The 19,682-nt window shown below is 59.6% G+C and carries 18 protein-coding genes; 10 read left to right on the top strand and 8 right to left on the bottom strand.

Annotated features, from left to right (window positions below; all coding sequences use genetic code 11):
- Nucleotides 1-99: 99 nt before the first annotated feature.
- The 4 genes from iolD (at nucleotide 100) to iolB (ending at nucleotide 4,969) form a co-directional block, all read left to right on the top strand.
- A complete protein-coding gene (iolD, locus tag MGEO_RS12225) occupies nucleotides 100-1,929 on the top strand; it encodes a 3D-(3,5/4)-trihydroxycyclohexane-1,2-dione acylhydrolase (decyclizing) (protein WP_085637945.1) in 1,830 nt (609 codons plus the stop codon).
- Nucleotides 1,929-2,834 carry a myo-inosose-2 dehydratase gene (iolE, locus tag MGEO_RS12220; RefSeq protein WP_085637942.1) on the top strand — a complete coding sequence of 302 codons (906 nt, stop codon included), beginning with the start codon at nucleotides 1,929-1,931 and terminating at the stop codon, nucleotides 2,832-2,834. Before iolD ends, iolE begins: the two co-directional genes overlap by 1 nt.
- Before the next feature lie 56 nt (nucleotides 2,835-2,890).
- Nucleotides 2,891-4,072, top strand: coding sequence for a phytanoyl-CoA dioxygenase family protein (locus MGEO_RS12215; protein ID WP_085637939.1), 1,182 nt, complete (start codon nucleotides 2,891-2,893; stop codon nucleotides 4,070-4,072).
- 90 nt (nucleotides 4,073-4,162) lie between these two features.
- Nucleotides 4,163-4,969, top strand: coding sequence for a 5-deoxy-glucuronate isomerase (iolB, locus tag MGEO_RS12210; RefSeq protein ID WP_085637936.1), 807 nt, complete (start codon nucleotides 4,163-4,165; stop codon nucleotides 4,967-4,969).
- 11 nt (nucleotides 4,970-4,980) lie between these two features.
- On the opposite strand, the gene MGEO_RS12205 is transcribed toward iolB, so the two are convergent.
- Nucleotides 4,981-6,009 carry a LacI family DNA-binding transcriptional regulator gene (locus tag MGEO_RS12205; RefSeq protein ID WP_085637933.1) on the bottom strand — a complete coding sequence of 343 codons (1,029 nt, stop codon included), beginning with the start codon at nucleotides 6,007-6,009 and terminating at the stop codon, nucleotides 4,981-4,983.
- A 124-nt stretch (nucleotides 6,010-6,133) separates the two neighbouring features.
- On the opposite strand from MGEO_RS12205, the gene MGEO_RS12200 reads away from it, so the two are divergent.
- From MGEO_RS12200 to MGEO_RS12190, 3 genes are read left to right on the top strand one after another with little or no spacing between them, the layout of a single operon-like run.
- The gene (locus tag MGEO_RS12200) at nucleotides 6,134-7,213 is read left to right on the top strand and encodes a fatty acid desaturase family protein (protein WP_085637930.1); all 1,080 of its coding nucleotides are present in this window, start codon (nucleotides 6,134-6,136) and stop codon (nucleotides 7,211-7,213) included.
- 26 nt (nucleotides 7,214-7,239) lie between these two features.
- Nucleotides 7,240-7,551, top strand: coding sequence for a MocE family 2Fe-2S type ferredoxin (locus MGEO_RS12195; protein WP_085637927.1), 312 nt, complete (start codon nucleotides 7,240-7,242; stop codon nucleotides 7,549-7,551).
- A gap of 2 nt (nucleotides 7,552-7,553) precedes the next feature.
- On the top strand, nucleotides 7,554-8,354 hold the full coding sequence (locus tag MGEO_RS12190) for a 3-methyl-2-oxobutanoate hydroxymethyltransferase (protein ID WP_085637925.1): 801 nt from the start codon (nucleotides 7,554-7,556) through the stop codon (nucleotides 8,352-8,354).
- Here MGEO_RS12190 and MGEO_RS12185 read toward each other — a convergent pair whose 3' ends face one another.
- From MGEO_RS12185 to MGEO_RS12155, 7 genes are all read right to left on the bottom strand, one after another.
- Complete coding sequence (locus tag MGEO_RS12185; RefSeq protein ID WP_085637922.1) at nucleotides 8,355-8,879, bottom strand: peroxiredoxin; 525 nt, start codon at nucleotides 8,877-8,879, stop codon at nucleotides 8,355-8,357. It abuts the gene before it with no gap.
- A 131-nt stretch (nucleotides 8,880-9,010) separates the two neighbouring features.
- The gene (bhcD, locus tag MGEO_RS12180) at nucleotides 9,011-9,976 is read right to left on the bottom strand and encodes an iminosuccinate reductase BhcD (RefSeq protein ID WP_085637919.1); all 966 of its coding nucleotides are present in this window, start codon (nucleotides 9,974-9,976) and stop codon (nucleotides 9,011-9,013) included.
- A 128-nt stretch (nucleotides 9,977-10,104) separates the two neighbouring features.
- On the bottom strand, nucleotides 10,105-11,268 hold the full coding sequence (gene bhcC, locus MGEO_RS12175; RefSeq protein WP_085637916.1) for a 3-hydroxy-D-aspartate aldolase BhcC: 1,164 nt from the start codon (nucleotides 11,266-11,268) through the stop codon (nucleotides 10,105-10,107).
- A gap of 106 nt (nucleotides 11,269-11,374) precedes the next feature.
- Nucleotides 11,375-12,343 carry a beta-hydroxyaspartate dehydratase BhcB gene (gene bhcB, locus MGEO_RS12170; protein ID WP_085637913.1) on the bottom strand — a complete coding sequence of 323 codons (969 nt, stop codon included), beginning with the start codon at nucleotides 12,341-12,343 and terminating at the stop codon, nucleotides 11,375-11,377.
- Nucleotides 12,340-13,533 (bottom strand): L-aspartate--glyoxylate aminotransferase BhcA, encoded by a 1,194-nt coding sequence (gene bhcA / locus MGEO_RS12165; RefSeq protein WP_085637910.1) that lies wholly within the window; start codon nucleotides 13,531-13,533, stop codon nucleotides 12,340-12,342. Before bhcA ends, bhcB begins: the two co-directional genes overlap by 4 nt.
- Nucleotides 13,534-13,741: 208 nt before the next feature.
- Nucleotides 13,742-14,575, bottom strand: coding sequence for a bifunctional allantoicase/(S)-ureidoglycine aminohydrolase (locus MGEO_RS12160; RefSeq protein WP_085637907.1), 834 nt, complete (start codon nucleotides 14,573-14,575; stop codon nucleotides 13,742-13,744).
- A 132-nt stretch (nucleotides 14,576-14,707) separates the two neighbouring features.
- The gene (locus MGEO_RS12155) at nucleotides 14,708-15,712 is read right to left on the bottom strand and encodes an NAD-dependent epimerase/dehydratase family protein (protein WP_085637905.1); all 1,005 of its coding nucleotides are present in this window, start codon (nucleotides 15,710-15,712) and stop codon (nucleotides 14,708-14,710) included.
- Between the two features lie 176 nt (nucleotides 15,713-15,888).
- Between MGEO_RS12155 and MGEO_RS12150 the strand changes: the two genes are divergently transcribed.
- The 3 genes from MGEO_RS12150 (at nucleotide 15,889) to MGEO_RS12140 (ending at nucleotide 19,672) form a co-directional block, all read left to right on the top strand.
- A complete protein-coding gene (locus tag MGEO_RS12150) occupies nucleotides 15,889-16,626 on the top strand; it encodes a metallophosphoesterase (RefSeq protein ID WP_085637902.1) in 738 nt (245 codons plus the stop codon).
- Nucleotides 16,627-16,730: 104 nt separating this feature from the next.
- Nucleotides 16,731-18,938, top strand: a complete 2,208-nt coding sequence (locus MGEO_RS12145; RefSeq protein ID WP_085637899.1) for an NADP-dependent isocitrate dehydrogenase — start codon at nucleotides 16,731-16,733, stop codon at nucleotides 18,936-18,938.
- Nucleotides 18,939-19,465: 527 nt separating this feature from the next.
- Nucleotides 19,466-19,672 carry a hypothetical protein gene (locus MGEO_RS12140; protein ID WP_085637896.1) on the top strand — a complete coding sequence of 69 codons (207 nt, stop codon included), beginning with the start codon at nucleotides 19,466-19,468 and terminating at the stop codon, nucleotides 19,670-19,672.
- Nucleotides 19,673-19,682 lie beyond the last annotated feature (10 nt).

The raw sequence follows: 19,682 nt of genomic DNA, 5'->3' as shown, positions 1-19,682 counted from the left end.
CTGTGTCCAGGCCAGAGGTCCAGGACCAGGACCAGGAATGTTACCGTCGTGCCAGGATGGCACCATGGCGCGACACCGAAGACAATGAAGGACTGAACCATGGCCAAGACAATACGGTTGACCGCTGCACAGGCATTGGTGCGCTATCTCACGGCACAGATGAACGAGGATGGCGATCCGTTCATCGCCGGGGTCTGGGCCATCTTTGGACATGGCAATGTCGCCGGTCTGGGCGAGGCGCTCTATGGCGTGCGCGACTCGCTGCCAACATACCGAGGCCACAACGAACAGACGATGGCACATACGGCGATTGCCTATGCCAAGCAGTTGCGCCGTCGTCGGGCGATGGCTGTCACGTCATCCATCGGACCGGGCGCAACCAACATGGTCACTGCGGCAGCGCTGGCACACGTCAACCGTCTTCCTGTCCTGTTTCTTCCCGGCGACGTCTTTGCCAACCGTGGCCCGGACCCAGTGTTGCAGCAGATCGAGGATTTCTCCGACGGCAGCGCTTCGGTCAATGATACGTTCAAGACCGTAAGCCGCTATTTCGATCGGATCACCAGACCCGAGCATCTGCTGACGGCCCTGCCGCGTGCGTTCCGCACGATGACCGATCCCGCAGATTGTGGTCCGGTGACCCTTTCGTTCTGCCAGGACGTCCAGGCCGAAGCATTTGACTACCCGGTCAGCTTTTTCGAGCCGCAGGTCTGGCACCAGCGCCGCATCCGTCCCGATCATCACGAACTGCACCGCGCAGTCGAGGTGATCCGGTCTGCCAAACGCCCGGTGATCGTCGCAGGTGGCGGGGTGCATTATTCCGGCGCGATGGAAGACCTGAAAGCCTTTGCCGAAACGCACAACATCCCTGTCGCCGAAACCCAGGCGGGGAAATCCGCTCTGCCCTGGGACCACGCCCTGAACCTCGGGCCCATCGGAGTCACTGGGGGCGAGCCGGCCAACACTGTTTGCGCAGAGGCAGATGTGGTCATAGGCATCGGCACCCGTTTTCAGGATTTTACAACCGGGTCCTGGGGACTTTTTGCCAATCCCGAACGCCGTATCATAAGCCTGAACGTCAACGCTTATGACGCTGCTAAGCACGGCGCGATGCCGGTGATGTCGGACGCAAAAACCGGCCTGACCGAGCTTGCGCTCGAACTGGTGAGCTACGCCGCCGACGCGCCTGCCCCCGACCTGAAATCCGGCTGGTTTTCCAAGGTCGATCCGCTGACCGATGCACCCGAGGGCAATGAGCTACCAACAGATATGCAGGTCATCGGCGCGGTTCAGCGTGCTGCGACGGATGAGACGGTCGTGATGTGCGCTGCAGGCACCATGCCCGGTGAATTGCACAAGCTGTGGAAGGCGGGAAAGCCGGGCAGCTATCATATGGAATACGGTTTTTCCTGCATGGGCTACGAAATCGCGGGGGCAATGGGAATCAAGATGGCCCAGCCGCAGGCCGACGTTGTCTGCTTTACCGGGGATGGCACTTACATGATGGCCAACTCGGAAATGGCCACGGCTGTCATGATGGGTATCCCCTTCACAGTGGTCGTGACCGACAACCGGGGCTTTGGCTGCATCAACCGGCTGCAGATGGGCACAGGCGGGGCCGAGTTCAACAACCTGCTCGACCACGCGGTTCACGCGAACCCTAGTGCCATCGATTTTGCCCAGCACGCAGGATCCATGGGCGCGATCAGTGTCAAAGTAAGCTCCATTTCGGAGCTCGAAGATGCACTGGCCAAGCGTCACGACATGGCGGTTCCCTACGTGATCGTCATCGACACTGATCCCTATCCATCCACCGAGCATGGGGGAACCTGGTGGGAGGTTGGCGTTCCCGAAGTCTCGGTCCGTCCTGAAGTGAACGCCGCGCGGGAACGGTATGAAGCCAACAAATTCAAACAAAGGGCAGACTGATGGCGATCAAAATCGGCATCTCGCTGATTGCCTGGCAGAATGACGACCTGCCCGATTTGACAGCGGCCTACACAACCGAAGGTGCGATGCAAGACGCCGCACGGATTGGCTATCAGGGTGTCGAGCGCGGTCGCCGGATGCCAGCCGACACCGAAGGGTTGCGCGCCTATCTGGATCGCTATGGCGTGTCACTCTGCGGCGGTTGGTGTTCGGGCAATCTGATGGTGAATGACCTTGCGACCGAAAAAGCCGCAATCCGGCAGCAGGTCGAACAATTCGCTGCCCTCAATGCGCCCTGCATCGTCTATGCGGAATGTTCCAACACCATTCAGGGCGACATCGCCCGCCCGGTCAGCCAGCGCCCCAAACTGACCCGTGATGAAGTTATGGCGTATGGCGCGAAACTGTCGGAACTTGCCAAATGGTCCGCCGACCAGGGCTGCGTTCTGTCCTACCACCATCACATGGGTGCAATGGTGCAGGATGCCGAGGACATCGACTGGCTGATGGAGGGCAGCGATCCTGCACTGACCCTGCTTTACGATACAGGTCATCTGCATTTCGCCGGGGCGGACCCTTTGGCGGTTCTCGAAAAATGGGGTCACCGCGTTCACCACGTTCACTGCAAAGACGTGAGGCAGTCGGTGCTGGACTGGGTGCGATCCGAGGACCGCAGCTTCCTCGATGGTGTGGCCGCCGGCGTCTATTCCGTGCCGGGTGATCCGGAAGGCTGCATCGACTTTATGGCCATCACGAAAAAACTGGCGGCGATGGATTACAACGGCTGGATCGTTGTCGAGGCCGAACAGGACCCCGCCAAGGCGCCGCCCTTTGAGTACTCAAAAATCGGCTACGATCACATTCGCGCAATCGCCGCCGCCTCCGGTCTGGAGATCGCGCAGTAAGGTTCAACCGGTCCCCGCTTGGGGCCAGCACCGAAACCATGCAACAGGAGGACGACATGGTACATCGCACATTCGGATATATCGGTTATTTCGATCGGGAGTCCTGCGATCTGGATGAATTCAAGGTGCTGACCTCGCAACAACTTCAGCCAGCAGACGTGCCTCATGCTGCCGGAATCGAAAAGAACGTACCGATCTATGACATGACCGCGCTGCGATCTGCTCTGGACGATCCTGAAAAGCAACAGTCACTCATGTCAGAGTGGGCCTGGGTTCTGCGACAATCCGCAGGTGTGATCGCGCTGAAGCGCGCGTATGCCGATACGTCATTGATCGACCGTGCCTCGGATGTGTTCAACGCGATTATTGCGGATGAGAAATCGCAAACCGCAGGCAAAGGCGATCATTTCGCTACGTCCGGAGCCAACGACCGGGTCTGGAATTCGTTGCAGAAGCAATGTCTGCGCGATCCCGAAGGTTTTGCGCTTTACTTCGGCAACCTGTCCATCGCCGCAGCTTGCGAGGCATGGCTTGGCCCGAACTACCAGATGACCGCGCAGGTCAATCAGGTGCGGCCGGGTGGAAAGGCGCAAAAGGCACACCGGGACTATCACCTCGGCTTCCAAAGCGCGGATCAGTCCGCCCGATACCCGGCACATGCCCATGAAGTCACGGCGACGCTGACGTTGCAGGGCGCGGTTGCGCATTGCGACATGCCGCTGGAAAGCGGTCCGACAAAGCTCCTTCCCTTCTCGCAACTTTACCCGTCGGGGTATCTTGCGTTTCATCGGGAGGATCATTCGGATTATTTTGAGGCGAACCATGTGCAGGTTGCGCTGGAAAAGGGCGATGCCGTCTTCTTCAATCCCGCGCTGTTTCATGCGGCGGGCGAAAACCGGAGCAGCGACATCAATCGCATGGTCAATCTGCTGCAGGTCTCATCCGCGTTTGGCCGCGCAATGGAAGCCGTCGATCGCCGGACAATGAGTGCCGCACTCTTTCCGGAACTTGTCGCGCTCAAACAGGGCGGACGTTTGTCCGCCAGCGAGTGTGACGCTGCTATCGCGGCCTGTGCGGAGGGCTACAGCTTTCCAACCAATCTGGACACAGATCCGCCCATCGGCGGCAACGCTCCGGAAAGCCAAGCCGACATGCTGCGTCGCGCGCTCGAAGAAGGCTGGACAAATGCTCAGTTCCGGGACGCTCTGAGCGATATGGCGCATCGTCAGGCAGCCTGACACATAGACGGCAGGTCCGGGTGGATTTTCCGGGCCTGCTTGCTCCACGGCGCTCAGCGGCCGAACACGAAACAGAAAAGGATCCGAAACATGCCCAACCTGCTGCGCAAACCCTTCGGCACACGCGGAGAGGTGCATCGGATCACTCCCGAGAGCGCTGGTTGGCGCTATGTCGGGTTCTCACTGTACCACCTAAAAAAAGGCGACACCGCGTCGGAGGCGACGGGAGACCGCGAAGTGATCCTTGTGATGGTCGAGGGCAAGGCGGCAATTACCGGGGCAGGGCGGGACTGGGGCGTGCTGGGCGACCGCATGTCCGTCTTCGAAAAGACGCCGCCGCATTGCCTTTACCTTCCGAACGGTTCCGACTGGACTGCCACGGCGGAAACCGATTGCGTTATCGCGGTCTGCTCGGCACCCGGCAAAGGTGGGCATGCGGCGCGCACAATCGGGCCGGATGGCATCACGCTCACGGAGCGCGGTAAAGGTGTGAACACCCGCTACATCAACAACATCGCGATGGAGACCGAGGATTACGCAGACAGTCTGTTGGTCACCGAGGTGTTCACGCCGAACGGGCACTGGTCCTCTTATCCCAGTCACCGTCACGATGAGGATGACTTCCCGCGCATCACCTATCTCGAAGAGACCTATTACCACCGGCTGAATCCGGCCTCCGGATTTGGTATCCAACGCGTCTATACCGATGATGGCCAACTCGACGAAACAATGGCGGTGTCCGACGGCGATGTTGTCCTTGTCCCACGAGGTCACCACCCCTGCGGCGCGCCCTACGGTTTCGAGATGTATTACCTCAATGTCATGGCCGGCCCGTTGCGGAAATGGCGCTTTGTCGCTGCACCTGAGGTCGAGTGGATCATGGAGCGGGACGCCTGACCAGGACGTCTTCAGATCGACTCGGGCACGTGAAGATCAGGCGGAAGGAACACCTGTCCAAAGCTCGCGCCACCTGAAGACGCCTCCAGCATCGCCGCAACGCAGCGGCGGCACAGCTCTGCCAACGGCGTCGCAATTGCCATCAGGGCATAGCGGTCCACCAGCGCGGCTCGGCTTTCCGGTGTCAGTTCATTGACCACGAGCCCTACCCGACCCGCCGGGCGTACCTCCCTGAGCGCGGCGATAGCGCCTTCCATGCCCCCGCCCGCAACGTAAATCCCACGAAGATCCGGCCTGCGGTTCAGCAGATCCAGTGTGGCCTCGTATGTCACCTGGCGGGTGTCCAGGTTGACCATTGTATCCAGCATCGTGAACGCGGGTGCGTTCTGGCGCAGGTAACTCTGAAACCCTGTTTCACGCATCATGTGACCATACCAGCGTCCCGATCCGACAAAAATGGCAAGCTCTCCAGGCTGGCGCAGGCCCGTGGTCAGCATCCAAGCCGCGATGCGGCCAACCTTGAGGTTGTCCATCCCGAGATATCCAGCCCGCGTGTCCTGGGCAAAATCGTTTAACAGCGTAAACACCGGGAGACCATTCGCCCGGCACCGCCCAACCAGTTCCACCAGCCGGGGATGGTTTGGCGCGACAACCGCCAGCGCATCCACCTCATCGGCCACTTCGCCGATAACGGACTCGTAGGCTTCGATGGCCTGCGAGTCGGGAAACCGGATTTTGGTTTTTCCGTTCACATCGCTACGGGCAGCAACGGCCACCTCCAGTTCCGTGGCAAAGTTGCGATAGAATGCCTGTCCGGGCTTTTGCAGCACAAAACCAAGTCTTTTGACAGGTCGCGCCTTGGCCTCGACACGCAGCCTTGCCAGCCCGCTGGCATGATAGCCAAGCCGTTCCGCAGCTTCGGCCACCCGTGCAACAGCCCGCGCTGACACGTTGCTGCGTCCGTTGAGCGCCCGATCGACAGTCGCCACACCCAACCCGGTTTCGCGGGCAAGATCAGATATGGTGGGTCGTTTGGACATATTGATGTAATCACATCAGTTTATCCACATAGACTGATGTTTTTTGATGTAAACTGCAAGTGCGCTGCACCTTTTCACCCATCTGCTGTGCTAGCAACGGATCAGGCCAGAACGGGAGGACAGGATGGCGCGACGCGATTATTCGATGCTGGGATCCGACGCCCGGCGCGCGGTTGAGACCGGTCTGGCGACGGCGGAATGGTATCACACCGACATCCCGCGCAAAGACATGAAAGCGCTCATGAAACGGACGGATTCGCCCGCGATCCAGGACACTCTCATACTCTTTGGCTGCATGGCAGTCTTCGCAGCAGTTGCCATAGCTCTGTGGCCATCGTGGGTCGCAGTCCCGTTCTGGTTGGCCTATGGCGTGCTTTATGGGTCCGCAATGGACAGCCGTTGGCATGAATGTGGCCACGGCACAGCCTTCAAGACACCATGGATGAACGATGCCGTTTACCAGATTGCCTCGTTCTGTATGGTTCGAAATCCCGTCACATGGCGCTGGAGCCACGCACGGCATCACACAGACACGATCATCGTCGGTCGTGACCCGGAAATCGTAGCCATGCGCCCACCCGCGCTCATCCGCATCCTTCTGAACGTCTTTGGGATACTCGATGCGCTGAACGGTTGGAAACGGATGCTGCTCAATGCCAGCGGCAGGCTTGATCCGGAAGAGGCGACCTTTATCCCCGAACAGGAGCATCCCAAGGTGGTCCGTGTCGCGCGCATCTGGACGGTCATCTACGCCGCCACACTCGCCAGTGCCCTGCTGGCCCAGTCTTGGATCCCGCTGCTTTTCATTGGACTGCCCCGGCTGTATGGCGCATGGCACCATGTCATGACCGGTGTTCTGCAGCACGCGGGTCTTGCAGACAATGTTCTCGACCACCGGCTCAACAGTCGGACAGTCTACATGAACCCGGTCAGCCGCTTCATCTACTGGAACATGAACTACCACGTGGAACACCACATGTTCCCGATGGTGCCCTACCATCGGCTGCCCGAACTTCACGAGATGATCAAACATGATCTGCCCGAGCCGAACCCGTCAATCTTCGCAGCCTATGCCGAGGTCTGGCCAGCACTGAAACGGCAACTGCGCTACGAAGACTACTTCCTGCGCCGCGACCTGCCTGCCACCGCGCGCCCGTACCGAGAAGACCTGCACGCCGACGCGCTTGGCATACCCGCAGAATGATCAATCCAGCAGAAGGAGTTTGGCGAATGGCACAATGGATAGACGCCTGCGCAACCGACGATATCGAAGAAGAAGACCTGATCCGTTTCGACCATGACGGTCACACGTTCGCCATCTACCGCAGCCCGGATGACGAATACTTCTGCACTGATGGTCTGTGCACCCACGAAAACGTCCACCTCGAAGACGGTCTGGTGATGGATTACGTCATCGAATGTCCCAAACATAACGGCCAGTTCGACTATCGTACCGGAGAAGCGAAGCGTGCTCCTGTTTGCGTGAACCTCGGCACCTACCCTGTCCGGGTCGAAGATGGCCGAGTGCTGATCGAGGTCTGAAAATGGGCCTCTATCACACCCGACCCACCGTCGCCGACATCCGCGACCTTAAGGGAAAGCGCACCCTGACCATGCTGTATGTTGAAACGCCTGAAGAAGCGGAGGCGGCAGCCGAGGCAGGGATCGATATGTTGTCCATCATCGACCCGCTCTGGTCACCGGACATGCGCGACGCGGCCGGTGACTGTTTCGTTCAGGTCGGCCTCCTTTACGGCGAACTCGTCACGCAGGAGGACTACCAGCGCGCCGCGCATCGTGCGATGCAGATCGGCGGAGATTGCGTTTATTGCGCATCTTCGCCGGGAACAATCCGTGCATTGACCGACGATGGCATCCCGGTGGTCAGCCATGTGGGCCTCATCCCGTCCAAGGCCACATGGACAGGTGGTTTCAAAGCCGTCGGCAAAACCGCCGAAAGTGCCCGCAGTGTCTTTGATCACGTGAAGATGCTGGAATACATCGGCTGCTTTGGCGCGGAACTCGAAGTCGTGCCGGATCGCGTCGCCGAAGAAATCGCCAAACGAACCAGTCTTGTCCTGCTTGGAATGGGCGCCGGCCCATATGCCGATGCGCAATATCTCTTTGCCGATGATGTCCTGGGCCAAACGCAGGGCCACACACCCCGCCACGCCAAAAGGTACCGCGACTTCAATGCCGAGTTCGCGCGACTGCAACAGGAACGTGTCACCGCTTTTCAGGAGTTTCGTGCTGATGTCGCCTCGGGTGTCTACCCGGCGCGTGAACACAGCGTCAGTATTGATGACGCCGAACTGGACCAGTTCATCGCCGATCTCGACAAGTGATCACGCGGACGGAGTCCGAGGGCGGCCACGAAGCCAGGCGAGAACCTCTTCTGCGTTTTCCGCCGGGTCAGGTACGTCAGGCATCACCATGATCAAGCGGCCGTCCTCGATCACGAAACTAACCCGCTTCAACAGCACCATGCCTCCTGCCTCAAAAGTGGTCAGCCCCAGAGCGCTGGCAAATCGCAACTCTTCATCCGACAGGATTGCAAACGGAAGCTGCAAACGGTCCACCGCTTCTTTTTGATACGCGGTGTCCTGTGTCGACAACCCAAACACCTGCGATGCCCCGGCGGCAAGAAGCTCGGCGTGATGGTCGCGAAACCCACATGACTGGGGCGTACATCCGGTTGCACCGGGAATGTCGCCCCATCCCAGAATCGGTACAGCGCCTGGCACGCCGGTGCGCGGGTATGCATACACAACCGAAACTCCGGTCAAACGGCGCAGATTGATTGTCTGTCCATCGGTTGCCGGAAGCGCGATATCGGGCACCTCCGCCCCAACTGCAAAACCTTTCGCCATCTCTACCCCCTCTGAGTGCGCCTAGAGATCATAGCGCAACATCTCGTCAAATCCCGGACCATAGACAGCAGACCGACAAGGGCAATCCATGGGAACGACCCGCGTTGACTGAGTTGCCAAACTCAAACCGATCAGAAATCAACCTCGATCGCCACACCACGCTCGATGGCCAGATCGACAACTTTCGACGCCACCGCCAGATCCTGAAGCCCGACTCCCGTGCCATCGAACAGAGTGATGTCATCGCCCGATGTCCGCCCCGGATGGGTGCCGTTGATCACCGCGCCGATCTCGGTCACGTCGCTTTCCGCGATCAGACCGGCAGCCACCGCGTGCTGCGCCTCACCAATGCTGACCGACTGCGCCACCTCATCCGTGAATACCTTGGCCCGCGCCAGAAGCGCCGACTCGACCTCCTGCTTGCCCTTGGTGTCGGTGCCCATGCAGGCCAGATGGGTTCCCGGGCTGACATGATCTGCCATCAGTGACGGCGCAAAAGCCGAGGTGATCGAAATGATCACATCCGCCTCGGCCATCCCCGGTAGGTCCACCGCCTCAAACGGCACACCGGCCTCGTTCGCGACCTTCTCGATATTGGGCAGCATCTCTGGATGGTAGTTCCACCCGATCACCTTCTCGAACGGCCGCTGCTCCAGCGCCGCGCGCAGCTGGAACGTCGCCTGATGACCCGCGCCAACCATACCCATGACCCTGGCATCCGCCCGCGCCAGATGTTTGATCGACACCGAAGACGCCGCCGCCGTCCGCAAGGCGGTCAACAGGTTCCCCCCGACCATCGCCCGAACCTTGCCGGTATCCGGATCGAACAGGAACACCGTCGACTGGTGGTTGATCAGCCCGCGCTTCTCGAGGTTGTGCGGCCAGTACCCTCCGGCCTTCAGGCCCAGCGCACCGCCCACCCGGTCAAACCCACCCTTGAAGCCATAGAGCGCATCCTCATGGCCAATCGCCTCGCGCACCACCGGAAAGTTATAGGCATCCTTCGCCGCCATCGCGGCAAACACCTGCTCCACCGCCTCGAACGAGGCTTCGCGTGACACCAGATCAGCAATCATGGCTTCCGGAACGATATACATGGTCTCTCCCTCACAAAAACGGTGCGACAGTCCACGCTGCGCACCGTCCTAGTCTTCTTCGTTTTCCAAATACCTCGGGGGTCTGGGGGCAGAGCCCCCAGGTGTCGGCGCGCGTCAGCGCGACGACATCAATATGCCCGACCGCGCGCCGAGACCGGCCAGACTGTTTCCACAACGCCGTTGCGGATGCCGACATACCAATCGTGCACGTTGCAGGTCGGATCGCAATGGCCCGGAACCAGCTTGAGCTTGTCATTGACCTTGAGCGCGCCGTTCGGGTCCATCACCACGCCATGCTCGTCCGAGCATTTGACGTACTGCACGTCATCACGGCCAAAGATCACCGGCAGACCGCTATCAACCGACTGCGCCTTGAGGCCCGCATCGACAATCGCTTTGTCGGCCTTCGCGTGGCTCATCACCGAGGTCAGGATGAAAAGCGCGTTCTCCCACTCGCCCTGGTCGATGCGCTTGCCGTCCTTGTCGAGGATACGGCCGTAATCCGCGTCCATGAACGCATAAGATCCGCACTGAAGCTCGTTATACACACCCGAATTGGACTCGAAGTAATACGACCCGGTGCCACCGCCGCCGACGATGTCGCACTCAAGACCTTCGGCTTTCAGAGCGTCCACCGCGTCCTTCACCTGTGCCACGGCGATGTCGATCTTCGCTTTGCGATCGTCATAGCTGTCCATGTGCTGCATCGCGCCCTGATAGGCCTGGATGCCGGCAAACTTGAGCCCCTCTGCCGCGTCGATCGCCTTGGCAATCTCGACAACTTCCGGTGTCGTGGTCACACCACAGCGGCCCGCGCCGCAGTCGATCTCGACCAGACATTCGATCTGCGTACCATGCTTGACCGCCGCTGCCGAAAGGTCGGCCACGTTGGCTAGATCGTCGACACAGCAGATCGTCCGCGCACCCAGCTTGGGCATACGTGCCAGGCGGTCGATCTTGGCCGGGTCACGCACTTGGTTCGACACCAGAACATCCTTGATGCCGCCACGGGCGAACACTTCCGCCTCGGAGACTTTCTGACAGCAGACGCCACACGCGCCGCCCAGCTCGACCTGCATCAGAGCGACATCGACGGACTTGTGCATTTTGCCATGAACGCGGTGACGCATGCCATGCGCCTTGGCGTAGTCGCCCATCTTCTTGACGTTGCGCTCCAGCGCGTCGAGGTCGAGCACGAGGCAGGGTGTCTGCACCTCGGCTTCGCTCATGCCAGGCTTGGCCGGGATGTCGTAGCCCACTTCGTAGTCGTCCAGAATGCTCATGTCTTTCATTGCGTCTCTCCGATTATAAGCCGAGCGCGGTCATCGCGCGGAATCGGCATGTGTCGTATATTCTCAGAAGTTTCCTATCGGAAACAAAACGTATATGGAAGCGCGATTACTGCGCCATCCACGGCAGTTTATCGAGGTCCACATTGCCCCCGGTGACGACTACGCCGACACGTTTGCCCGCGAACGCCTCTTTGTTCTTGAGGATCACTGCGAGCGGAACGGCGCAGGACGGCTCCATCACGATGCGCAGGTACTTCCACGTGATCTTCATCGCGTCGATGATCTCTTGTTCCGACGCGGTCATGATGTCGGACACGTGGTTCGACACAAAATGCCATGTCAGGTCCTTGAGCGGAACTTTGAGGCCATCCGCGATCGTCTCGGGCGCGTCATCGGCAATGATGTGGCCTGCCTTGAAGCTGCGATAGGCGTCGTCGGCCTGCTCCGGTTCGGCGGCGATGATGCTGACCTCGGGCGCCAGTGTCGACAGCGTCAGACAGGTGCCCGAGATCATTCCCCCGCCCCCAATGGGTGCCACCATCATGTCGAGACCATCGGTCTGCTCCATGAATTCCTTGGAACAGGTGCCCTGACCCGCAATCACGCGCGGATCGTTGTAGGGATGCACGAATTCACCACCAGTGCGCGCCTGCACCTCGGCAAACACCGCCTCGCGCGATGTGGTCGACGGCTCACATTCGGTGATGGTGCCGCCATAGCGACGCACCGCGTCCTTCTTGGCCTGCGGCGCCGTGCGCGGCATAACCACGTTGCAGGGAATACCCCGGCGACCAGCCGCATAGCTAAGACACAAAGCGTGGTTGCCCGAGGAATGTGTGCAGACCCCGCGCTGCGCTTCTTCATCGCTCAGCCCGAACACCGCGTTCGATCCGCCGCGCACCTTGAACGCGCCCGGCTCCTGGAAGTTCTCGCACTTGAAGAACAGCTGCGCGCCGGTCAGTTCGTTCAGGTAGTCCGACTGCATCACGGGCGTCCGGCGGATGTGCGGTTTGATCCGCTCATGCGCTGCCAGCATGTCCTCATACGTTGGAATGATCATGCTCATGTCTTTCATTCTGCCGCCACCTTCTGCGCGATGTTGGAACCTTGACGATAGTAGTCCTGCGCCGCAGCCACACCCGAGCCAAGCTTGATGTCGAGGCCAAGGTCAACCATGCACATCTCGGCCGTGGCGATGCCCGACAGCGCCATTACGTCTGTGAGGCTGCCCAAGTGACCGATGCGGAACACCTTGCCGGCAACGTCACCGAGACCTGTCCCAAAGGCCACGCCATAGGTTGTCGCCGCATGGGACACGATGTCAGACGCATTGAACCCTTCGGGAGTCCGGATCGCGGACACTGTATCGGAATAGACATCCGGCGTTTCCGCACAAAGCTTCAAACCCCACGCGTCCACCGCAGCACGCACGCCTTCGGCGATGCGGATATGACGTGCGAACACGTTCTCCAGACCTTCGGCCTGCAACATGCGGCATGCCTCGTTCAGGCCGTTCATCAGACCAACGGCGGGCGTGTAGGGATAGGCGTTGTTGGCGTACCCCTTCATCATGTCGTGCACGTCAAAGAAGGTGCGGAACAGGCCGGCGGTCTTGGTCGCCTCCATAGCCTTCTGGCTGAACCCGACAATTGCCAGCCCGGCGGGCAGCATGAAACCCTTTTGCGACCCGGTCACGGCAACGTCGACACCCCACTCGTCAAAGCGGAAATCCATCGACGCGATCGACGACACGCCATCCACCATGAGCAAGGCCGGGTGCTTGGCCGCGTCCATCGCACGGCGCACGGCGGCGATGTCAGATTTCACACCTGTCGCTGTTTCATTGTGTGTGGCCAGAACCGCCTTGATCCGGTGCGCCGTGTCCTTGGTCAGAATCTCTTCGTAGCGATCCGCCGGAATGCCATTGCCCCAGGCCACGTCCACGATGATCACATCCAGACCAAAGCGTTCACACATGTCGATCCAGCGGTGCGAGAACATGCCGTTGCGTGCAACCAGAACGGTGTCGCCGGCGCTGAGCGTGTTGGTCAGCGCGGTTTCCCAACCGCCAGTCCCAGATGCCGGGAAGATGAACACCTCGGCGCTGGTGCTTTTCAGAATTTGCTGAACCGCCTTGCGGGCCGGGTGCAGGATCTGACCGAACAGTGGCGACCGGTGGTCGATCGTCGGCATATCGCACGCCTTGCGCAGCGATTCTGGGATGTTGGTCGGGCCGGGAATGAAAACGGGGTTCTGGAAACTCATGGTGTCTCTCCTCCAATTGCCATCAAACTACGCGACCGATCCGCACCACACAATTTTTTCGAAATTATTTTTCATATTTTGAAAATCTACAAAACTACATAAAAACAAATGATTATATTTTTCATATTATGAAATGATTTTTTGAAAAATGAAAAGCGCACCCGTTTGGATGCGCTTTTCAGGTAGATTTCATCAGAATCGCAGCAGGTCAGCGCGCGGTACCCAGCCGCAACGGCATGTGCCGGTTCACATCCTTGTAGAGCAGGTAACGGAAGCGCCCCGGCCCACCAGAGTAACAGGCCTGCGGGCAGAAGGCGCGCAGCCACATGTAATCCCCGGCCTCCACCTCGACCCAATCCTGGTTCAACCGGTAGACCGCCTTGCCTTCCAGTACGTAGAGCCCGTGCTCCATCACATGGGTTTCGGCAAACGGAATCACAGCGCCCGGCTCGAAGGTCACAATGTTGACGTGCATGTCGTGCCGCAGGTCGGTCGGATCGACAAACCGTGTCGTCGCCCATTTACCATCGGTGCCCGGCATCGCGTTCGGCGTCACATCCGCCTCGTTGGTGACGAACGCCTCAGGATAGTCCAGCCCGTCCACCGCCTGATACGCCTTGCGCAGCCAGTGAAAGCGCACAGGCTCCGTCCCTGTGTTGCGCAGGGTCCAGCCGGATTGCGGCGGCAGGAACGCATAACCACCCGCCTTCATCTCGTGGGTCTGCCCGCCCACGCTCAGGGTCATGGACCCTTCGACGACGAACAGCACACCTTCGGCCTCGGGGTCGGTCTCGGCACGGTCGGACCCGCCACCGGGGCCAACCTCCATGATGTAATGCGAAAAGGTCTCGGCAAAGCCGGTCAGCGGCCGCGCGATCACCCACAGGCGGGTGTTGTCCCAGAACGGCAGAAAGCTGGTGGTGATGTCGCGCATCGTGCCCTTGGGGATCACCGCATAGGCCTCGGTGAACATCGCGCGATCCGTCAAAAGCTGGTCCTGCTCCGGATGCCCACCCTTGGGCGCAAAATATGACGTGGTCATGCGCGATACCCTTTGTTGCTGATGCATTAAGTATCGCGCCGCAACGCCTGCGCGACCATGCCTTTCGTCAATCAAGACTTTTCGGCTTTCCTTGATAATCGCGGCTGATTGCCTTGCAACCGCGATCAATCGTCAGACTTGGTAATAGTCCCGATACCACGCCACGAACTTTGCCACCCCTTCGCGCACATCGGTCTTGGGCGCATATCCCGTCAGGTTCCGCAGCAGCGACGCATCGGCCCAAGTGGCGAACACATCCCCCTTCTGCATCTCCATGTAATTGCGCTTGGCTTCAATCCCGGTCTCCGCCTCGATTGCCTCGATAAAATCGAGCAGACGCACCTTGTCCGAGTTGCCGATATTCACGATCCGGTAAGGGGCCGCCGGGCTGAGCGTATCGCCCTCGACGGCTGTCTCCGGCCCACCGGGCACCGCATCCATCAAAAGCCGGATGCCCCGCACCAGATCCTCGACATAGGTAAAGTCACGGTACATGTCGCCGTGGTTGTAGATGTCGATGGGCGTGCCTTCGAAGATGCCCTTGGTGAACTTGAAGAGCGCCATGTCCGGCCGCCCCCACGGGCCATACACGGTGAAGAAGCGAAACATGGTGGTGGGGATGTTCCACAGATGCGCATACGAATGCGCCATGCTTTCATTGGCCTTCTTCGTCGCCGCATAGAATGTCAGCTGCGTATCCGCCTTGTCAGTCTCGCGGAACGGCATCTCTTCGTTTGCGCCATAGACCGACGATGTGGACGCCATCAACAGATGCTCCACCTCCAACTGCCGCGCGGCCTCCATCACGTTGAACGTCCCAACGAGATTGCTGTCCAGATAAGCGCGCGGGTTCTCCAGCGAGTAGCGCACCCCCGCCTGCCCGGCGAGATGAACAATGATGTCCGGTGCGAACTCGGCCGCAACGCGTTCAAACGTGCCGTCCTCTTCCAGCGTCGCATGGGTAAAGCTGTAGCCCGCAGATTGCAGCAACATCTGGTTGCGGCGTTCCTTGAGCGTCACATCATAGTAATCGGTGATCGCGTCGTACCCGTGGACAACGAACCCATCGTCCAGCAGTAGCCGAGCAAGATAAAAGCCGATGAACCCGGCCGTACCGGTGACCAGAACACGTTTCATCGGGTCAATTCGTCCTTCCAGGTTCAAATCTGTGCTCGCCACCTAGCATGATCATCTGGCTGGAGCCACTCCACCAGACCCGGCAAGCACTTTTTAATGATGATCTGAAACACATATTCCCCTGTAGTTCCGCTTAAAAAAATGGCACAGCACGCCCGGTCAAAGAAGAAACGCGCATGAAAATCCCCACGCTGTTCGGCAAACGGAAGCAACCAGAGCCTGAGGTTCATTTCGATCCGGTCAAACCGGATGCTCCGTTCTGCGTGATTGGGGATATCCACGGTCGCCTCGATCTCTTTACCACTTTGGTGGCTGCGCTGCCGAAAGACACCACCATCATCTGTGTTGGCGACCTCGTTGACCGTGGCGATCAGAGTGCGCAGGTCCTGCGCTTTGCGATGGACAATGAGTTGATCTCCCCGCTCATGGGAAACCATGAACAGATGATGCTCAACTTCCTCAAGTCCCCGGAGACAGAGGGCCGCCGCTGGCTTCGCAACGGCGGGCTGCAGACGCTGGCAAGTTTTGGCATCGCGGGGATCACCGAAGCAACAAGCGGCGACACACTGATCCGGGTGCGCGACGACCTCTATGAGGCAATGGGCGAAGATATGCTGATCTGGTTGTCGGGGCTGGATTGTATAGCTTGGTCCGGCAACGTTGCGGTCGTCCACGCAGGCGCGAACCCAGCCATTCCTCTTGAACAGCACGACCCGGACACATTCATTTGGGGCCATGCCGACTTTCGGAAAATTCCACGATCAGACGGCTTCTGGATCGTTCATGGGCACACAATTGTTGACCGGCCCAAAATGAGAGATGGCAGGATTTCAATCGATACCGGAGCCTATGCAACCGGACAACTGACCGCTGCCGTGTTCACACCAGAAGGTGTTGAGTTCATGTCGACCTGACAGTTGGGACATTCCGCCGATTGCGGCAATGTATACCACTGTATGCTGTTTACGACTCGCTTGGTTTGGCCTATGGCAGGGACAAATCATGAAAGGCGTGACCCATGGCTGAAAACACCACCCCAGACATCATCTATACCAAGGTAGACGAAGCGCCCGAGTTGGCGTCGGCTTCGTTCCTGCCGATCATCAAGAAATTCGCAAATGCCGCTGGCGTTACCGTCGGCACCCGGGACATTTCGCTGGCGGGCCGCATCATCGCGACCTTCCCCGAGGTCCTGACCGAAGACCAGCGTCAGACAGACGATCTCGCCGTGCTCGGCGAACTGGTCAAGACGCCCGGCGCCAACGTGATCAAGCTGCCGAACATCTCGGCCTCCGTGCCGCAGCTGGTTGCCGCGATCAAGGAACTGCAGGGCCAGGGCTACGCCTTGCCGGACTACCCCGAAGCACCGGAAACGGACACTGAAAAGGCGATCCGCGCCAAGTACGACACGATCAAGGGCTCGGCCGTGAACCCGGTTCTGCGCGAAGGCAACTCCGACCGCCGCGCGGCTAAGGCCGTCAAGGCCTACGCCCAGGCCAACCCGCACCGCATGGGTGACTGGACAGCCAACAGCAAGACGCGCGTCTCTTCGATGTCCGGCAATGATTTCGTGTCGAACGAGAAATCCGCGACGCTGGCCGCTGAAACCGGCGCGAAGATCGTTCTGGTCGGCAAAGATGGGTCCGAGACGGTTCTGAAGGATGGCCTCAGCTACCCCGCCGGCACGGTGGTCGACGCGACGTTCATGTCGGCCAAGGCGCTGGGTATGTTCCTCGAGGATCAGATCGCAAAGACCAAGGCCGATGGCACGCTGTTCTCGCTGCACCTCAAGGCGACAATGATGAAGGTTTCCGACCCGATCATCTTTGGCCACGCGGTCAAGGCCTACCTCAAACCGGTCTTCGACAAGTACGGCGACGAGCTGGCAGCAGCAGGTGTCAACCCGAACTCCGGTCTGGGCGACATGCTCGCGCGTCTTGACGACAAGCCCGAGATCATGGCCGAAGTCGAAAAGGTCATGGCAGAGCGCCCGCCGCTCTACATGGTCGACAGCGACCGTGGCATCACCAACCTGCACGTTCCTTCGGATGTGATCGTCGACGCCTCCATGCCCGCACTGATCCGCGCCGGCGGCAAGGGCTGGGGCCCGGACGGCAAGGAGCACGACTCCAACTGCGTGATCCCGGACAATTCCTATGCGCCCGTCTATGACGAGACGATCAACTACTTCAAGGAAACCGGCAAACTCGACCCGGCAACCGCAGGTACGGTTCAGAACATCGGCCTGATGGCGCAGAAGGCCGAAGAATACGGTTCGCACCCGACCACCTTCGAGATCCCGCATGACGGGACCGTGAAAATGATCCTGTCGGACGGCACGGTTCTGCACGAGCACACCGTCGAAGCCGGCGACATCTGGCGCTCTGCCTCGACCCGCAAGGCCCCGATCCAGGACTGGGTCCAACTGGCCATCGACCGCCAGCGCGCAGAAGGCTGCGAAGCGATCTTCTGGCTGAACGCTGACCGTGCGCATGACGCCGAGTTGATCAAGTACGTCAAGCCGATCCTCGAAGCGAAAGGCGTCGCAGACAAGTTCAAGATCATGGCCCCGCGCGAAGCCACTCGTGCCTCGCTCGAAACCATCCGTGCCGGCAAGAATTCGATCGCCGTCACCGGCAACGTGCTGCGCGACTATCTGACCGACCTCTTCCCGATCCTCGAGCTGGCGACGTCGGCCAAGATGCTGTCCATCGTCAAACTGATGAACGGCGGCGGCCTGTTTGAAACCGGTGCCGGCGGCTCTGCTCCCAAGCACGTCCAGCAACTCCAGCAGGAAAACCACCTGCGCTGGGACAGCCTTGGAGAGTTCTGCGCGCTTGGTGAAAGCCTTCAGTTCCTCGCCGATGCGCGTGGCAACGAAAAGGCGCGCGTGCTGGGCAAGGCGGTCGATGCTGCAACGCAGGGCATTCTCGACAACAACCGCTCGCCCTCGCGCAAGGTCGGTGAACCCGACAACCGCGACAGCCACTACTGGTTTGCCCGCTACTGGGCCGAGGCGCTTGCCGCTCAGTCCGAAGATGCCGATCTGGCCGCGCATTTCGCACCAATTGCGAAGGCGCTGGCCGACAATGAATCGGCCATCATTTCCGAGCTTGCCGCTGCACAAGGAAGCCCGGCGGACCTTGGCGGGTACTATCACACAGATGCCGACAAAACGGCTTCGGTGATGCGCCCGTCCGCAACGCTGAACTCAATCATCGGCTGATACCCAAACAACTGAGCGTCAAAAGGCCGGGCAAATGCCCGGCCTTTTTTTTCGCGACAATGGCCCTTTCGGCCCCTCATTTTTTGCGGGACGCATCCGCATCTTGCGACAGGTCAGGCGGGAATACCTGACACAGGCATCACGAAATATCACCTCTCCGGTCGCGTGCTGGTGCTTTGCCTGAAACAATGCGCGAAATCCCGGAAAACACATTTTGTTGATATGTCTTTTGACGTGGCAGATGACGTGATCCGCGTCACGGCGAGGTGTCAGAAGTCACCTATCTGAAGTCGCGTTTTGTCCAATCATTCTTGACCCGCACCATGCCTGTGCATCCCTGCGCAACCGCTGGTCAGCGGCCGCTCCCGTCAAGTCCACATTTGCGAGAGCCAGTGTGCACGAGCTGTGAGTTCAAAGCCGCCCAACCGGCCCCTAGCTTGATCGGTGTCGGACAGACAGCCCGGCAAACCGAATGAACCCAAAAGCGCCATACGGCGTGTAACCAACTGAAAGTAAGGACCAAAACCATGAAGACTCTTATCGCCTCTGCAGCTCTCGCCCTGACCGCATTCTCTGCTTCGGCAATGGTCGATACGTCTGCCATCGAACAGTACGCGCCGAATGTCGATGTCTCGACGCTGAGCGAAGCCGAGGTCAACTCGATCCTTTCGGCGATCCATTCGATCGAAAGCGCAAGCGAGAAGCGTGCCTTCGTTCAGGCCCTCGTGAAGTAACCCAAAACAC

It is taken from the genome of Marivita geojedonensis (assembly GCF_002115805.1).
Taxonomy (GTDB): domain Bacteria; phylum Pseudomonadota; class Alphaproteobacteria; order Rhodobacterales; family Rhodobacteraceae; genus Marivita; species Marivita geojedonensis.
The sequence above is the reverse complement of the archived record's forward strand: the minus strand, read 5'-3'. Positions and strand labels throughout refer to the sequence as shown.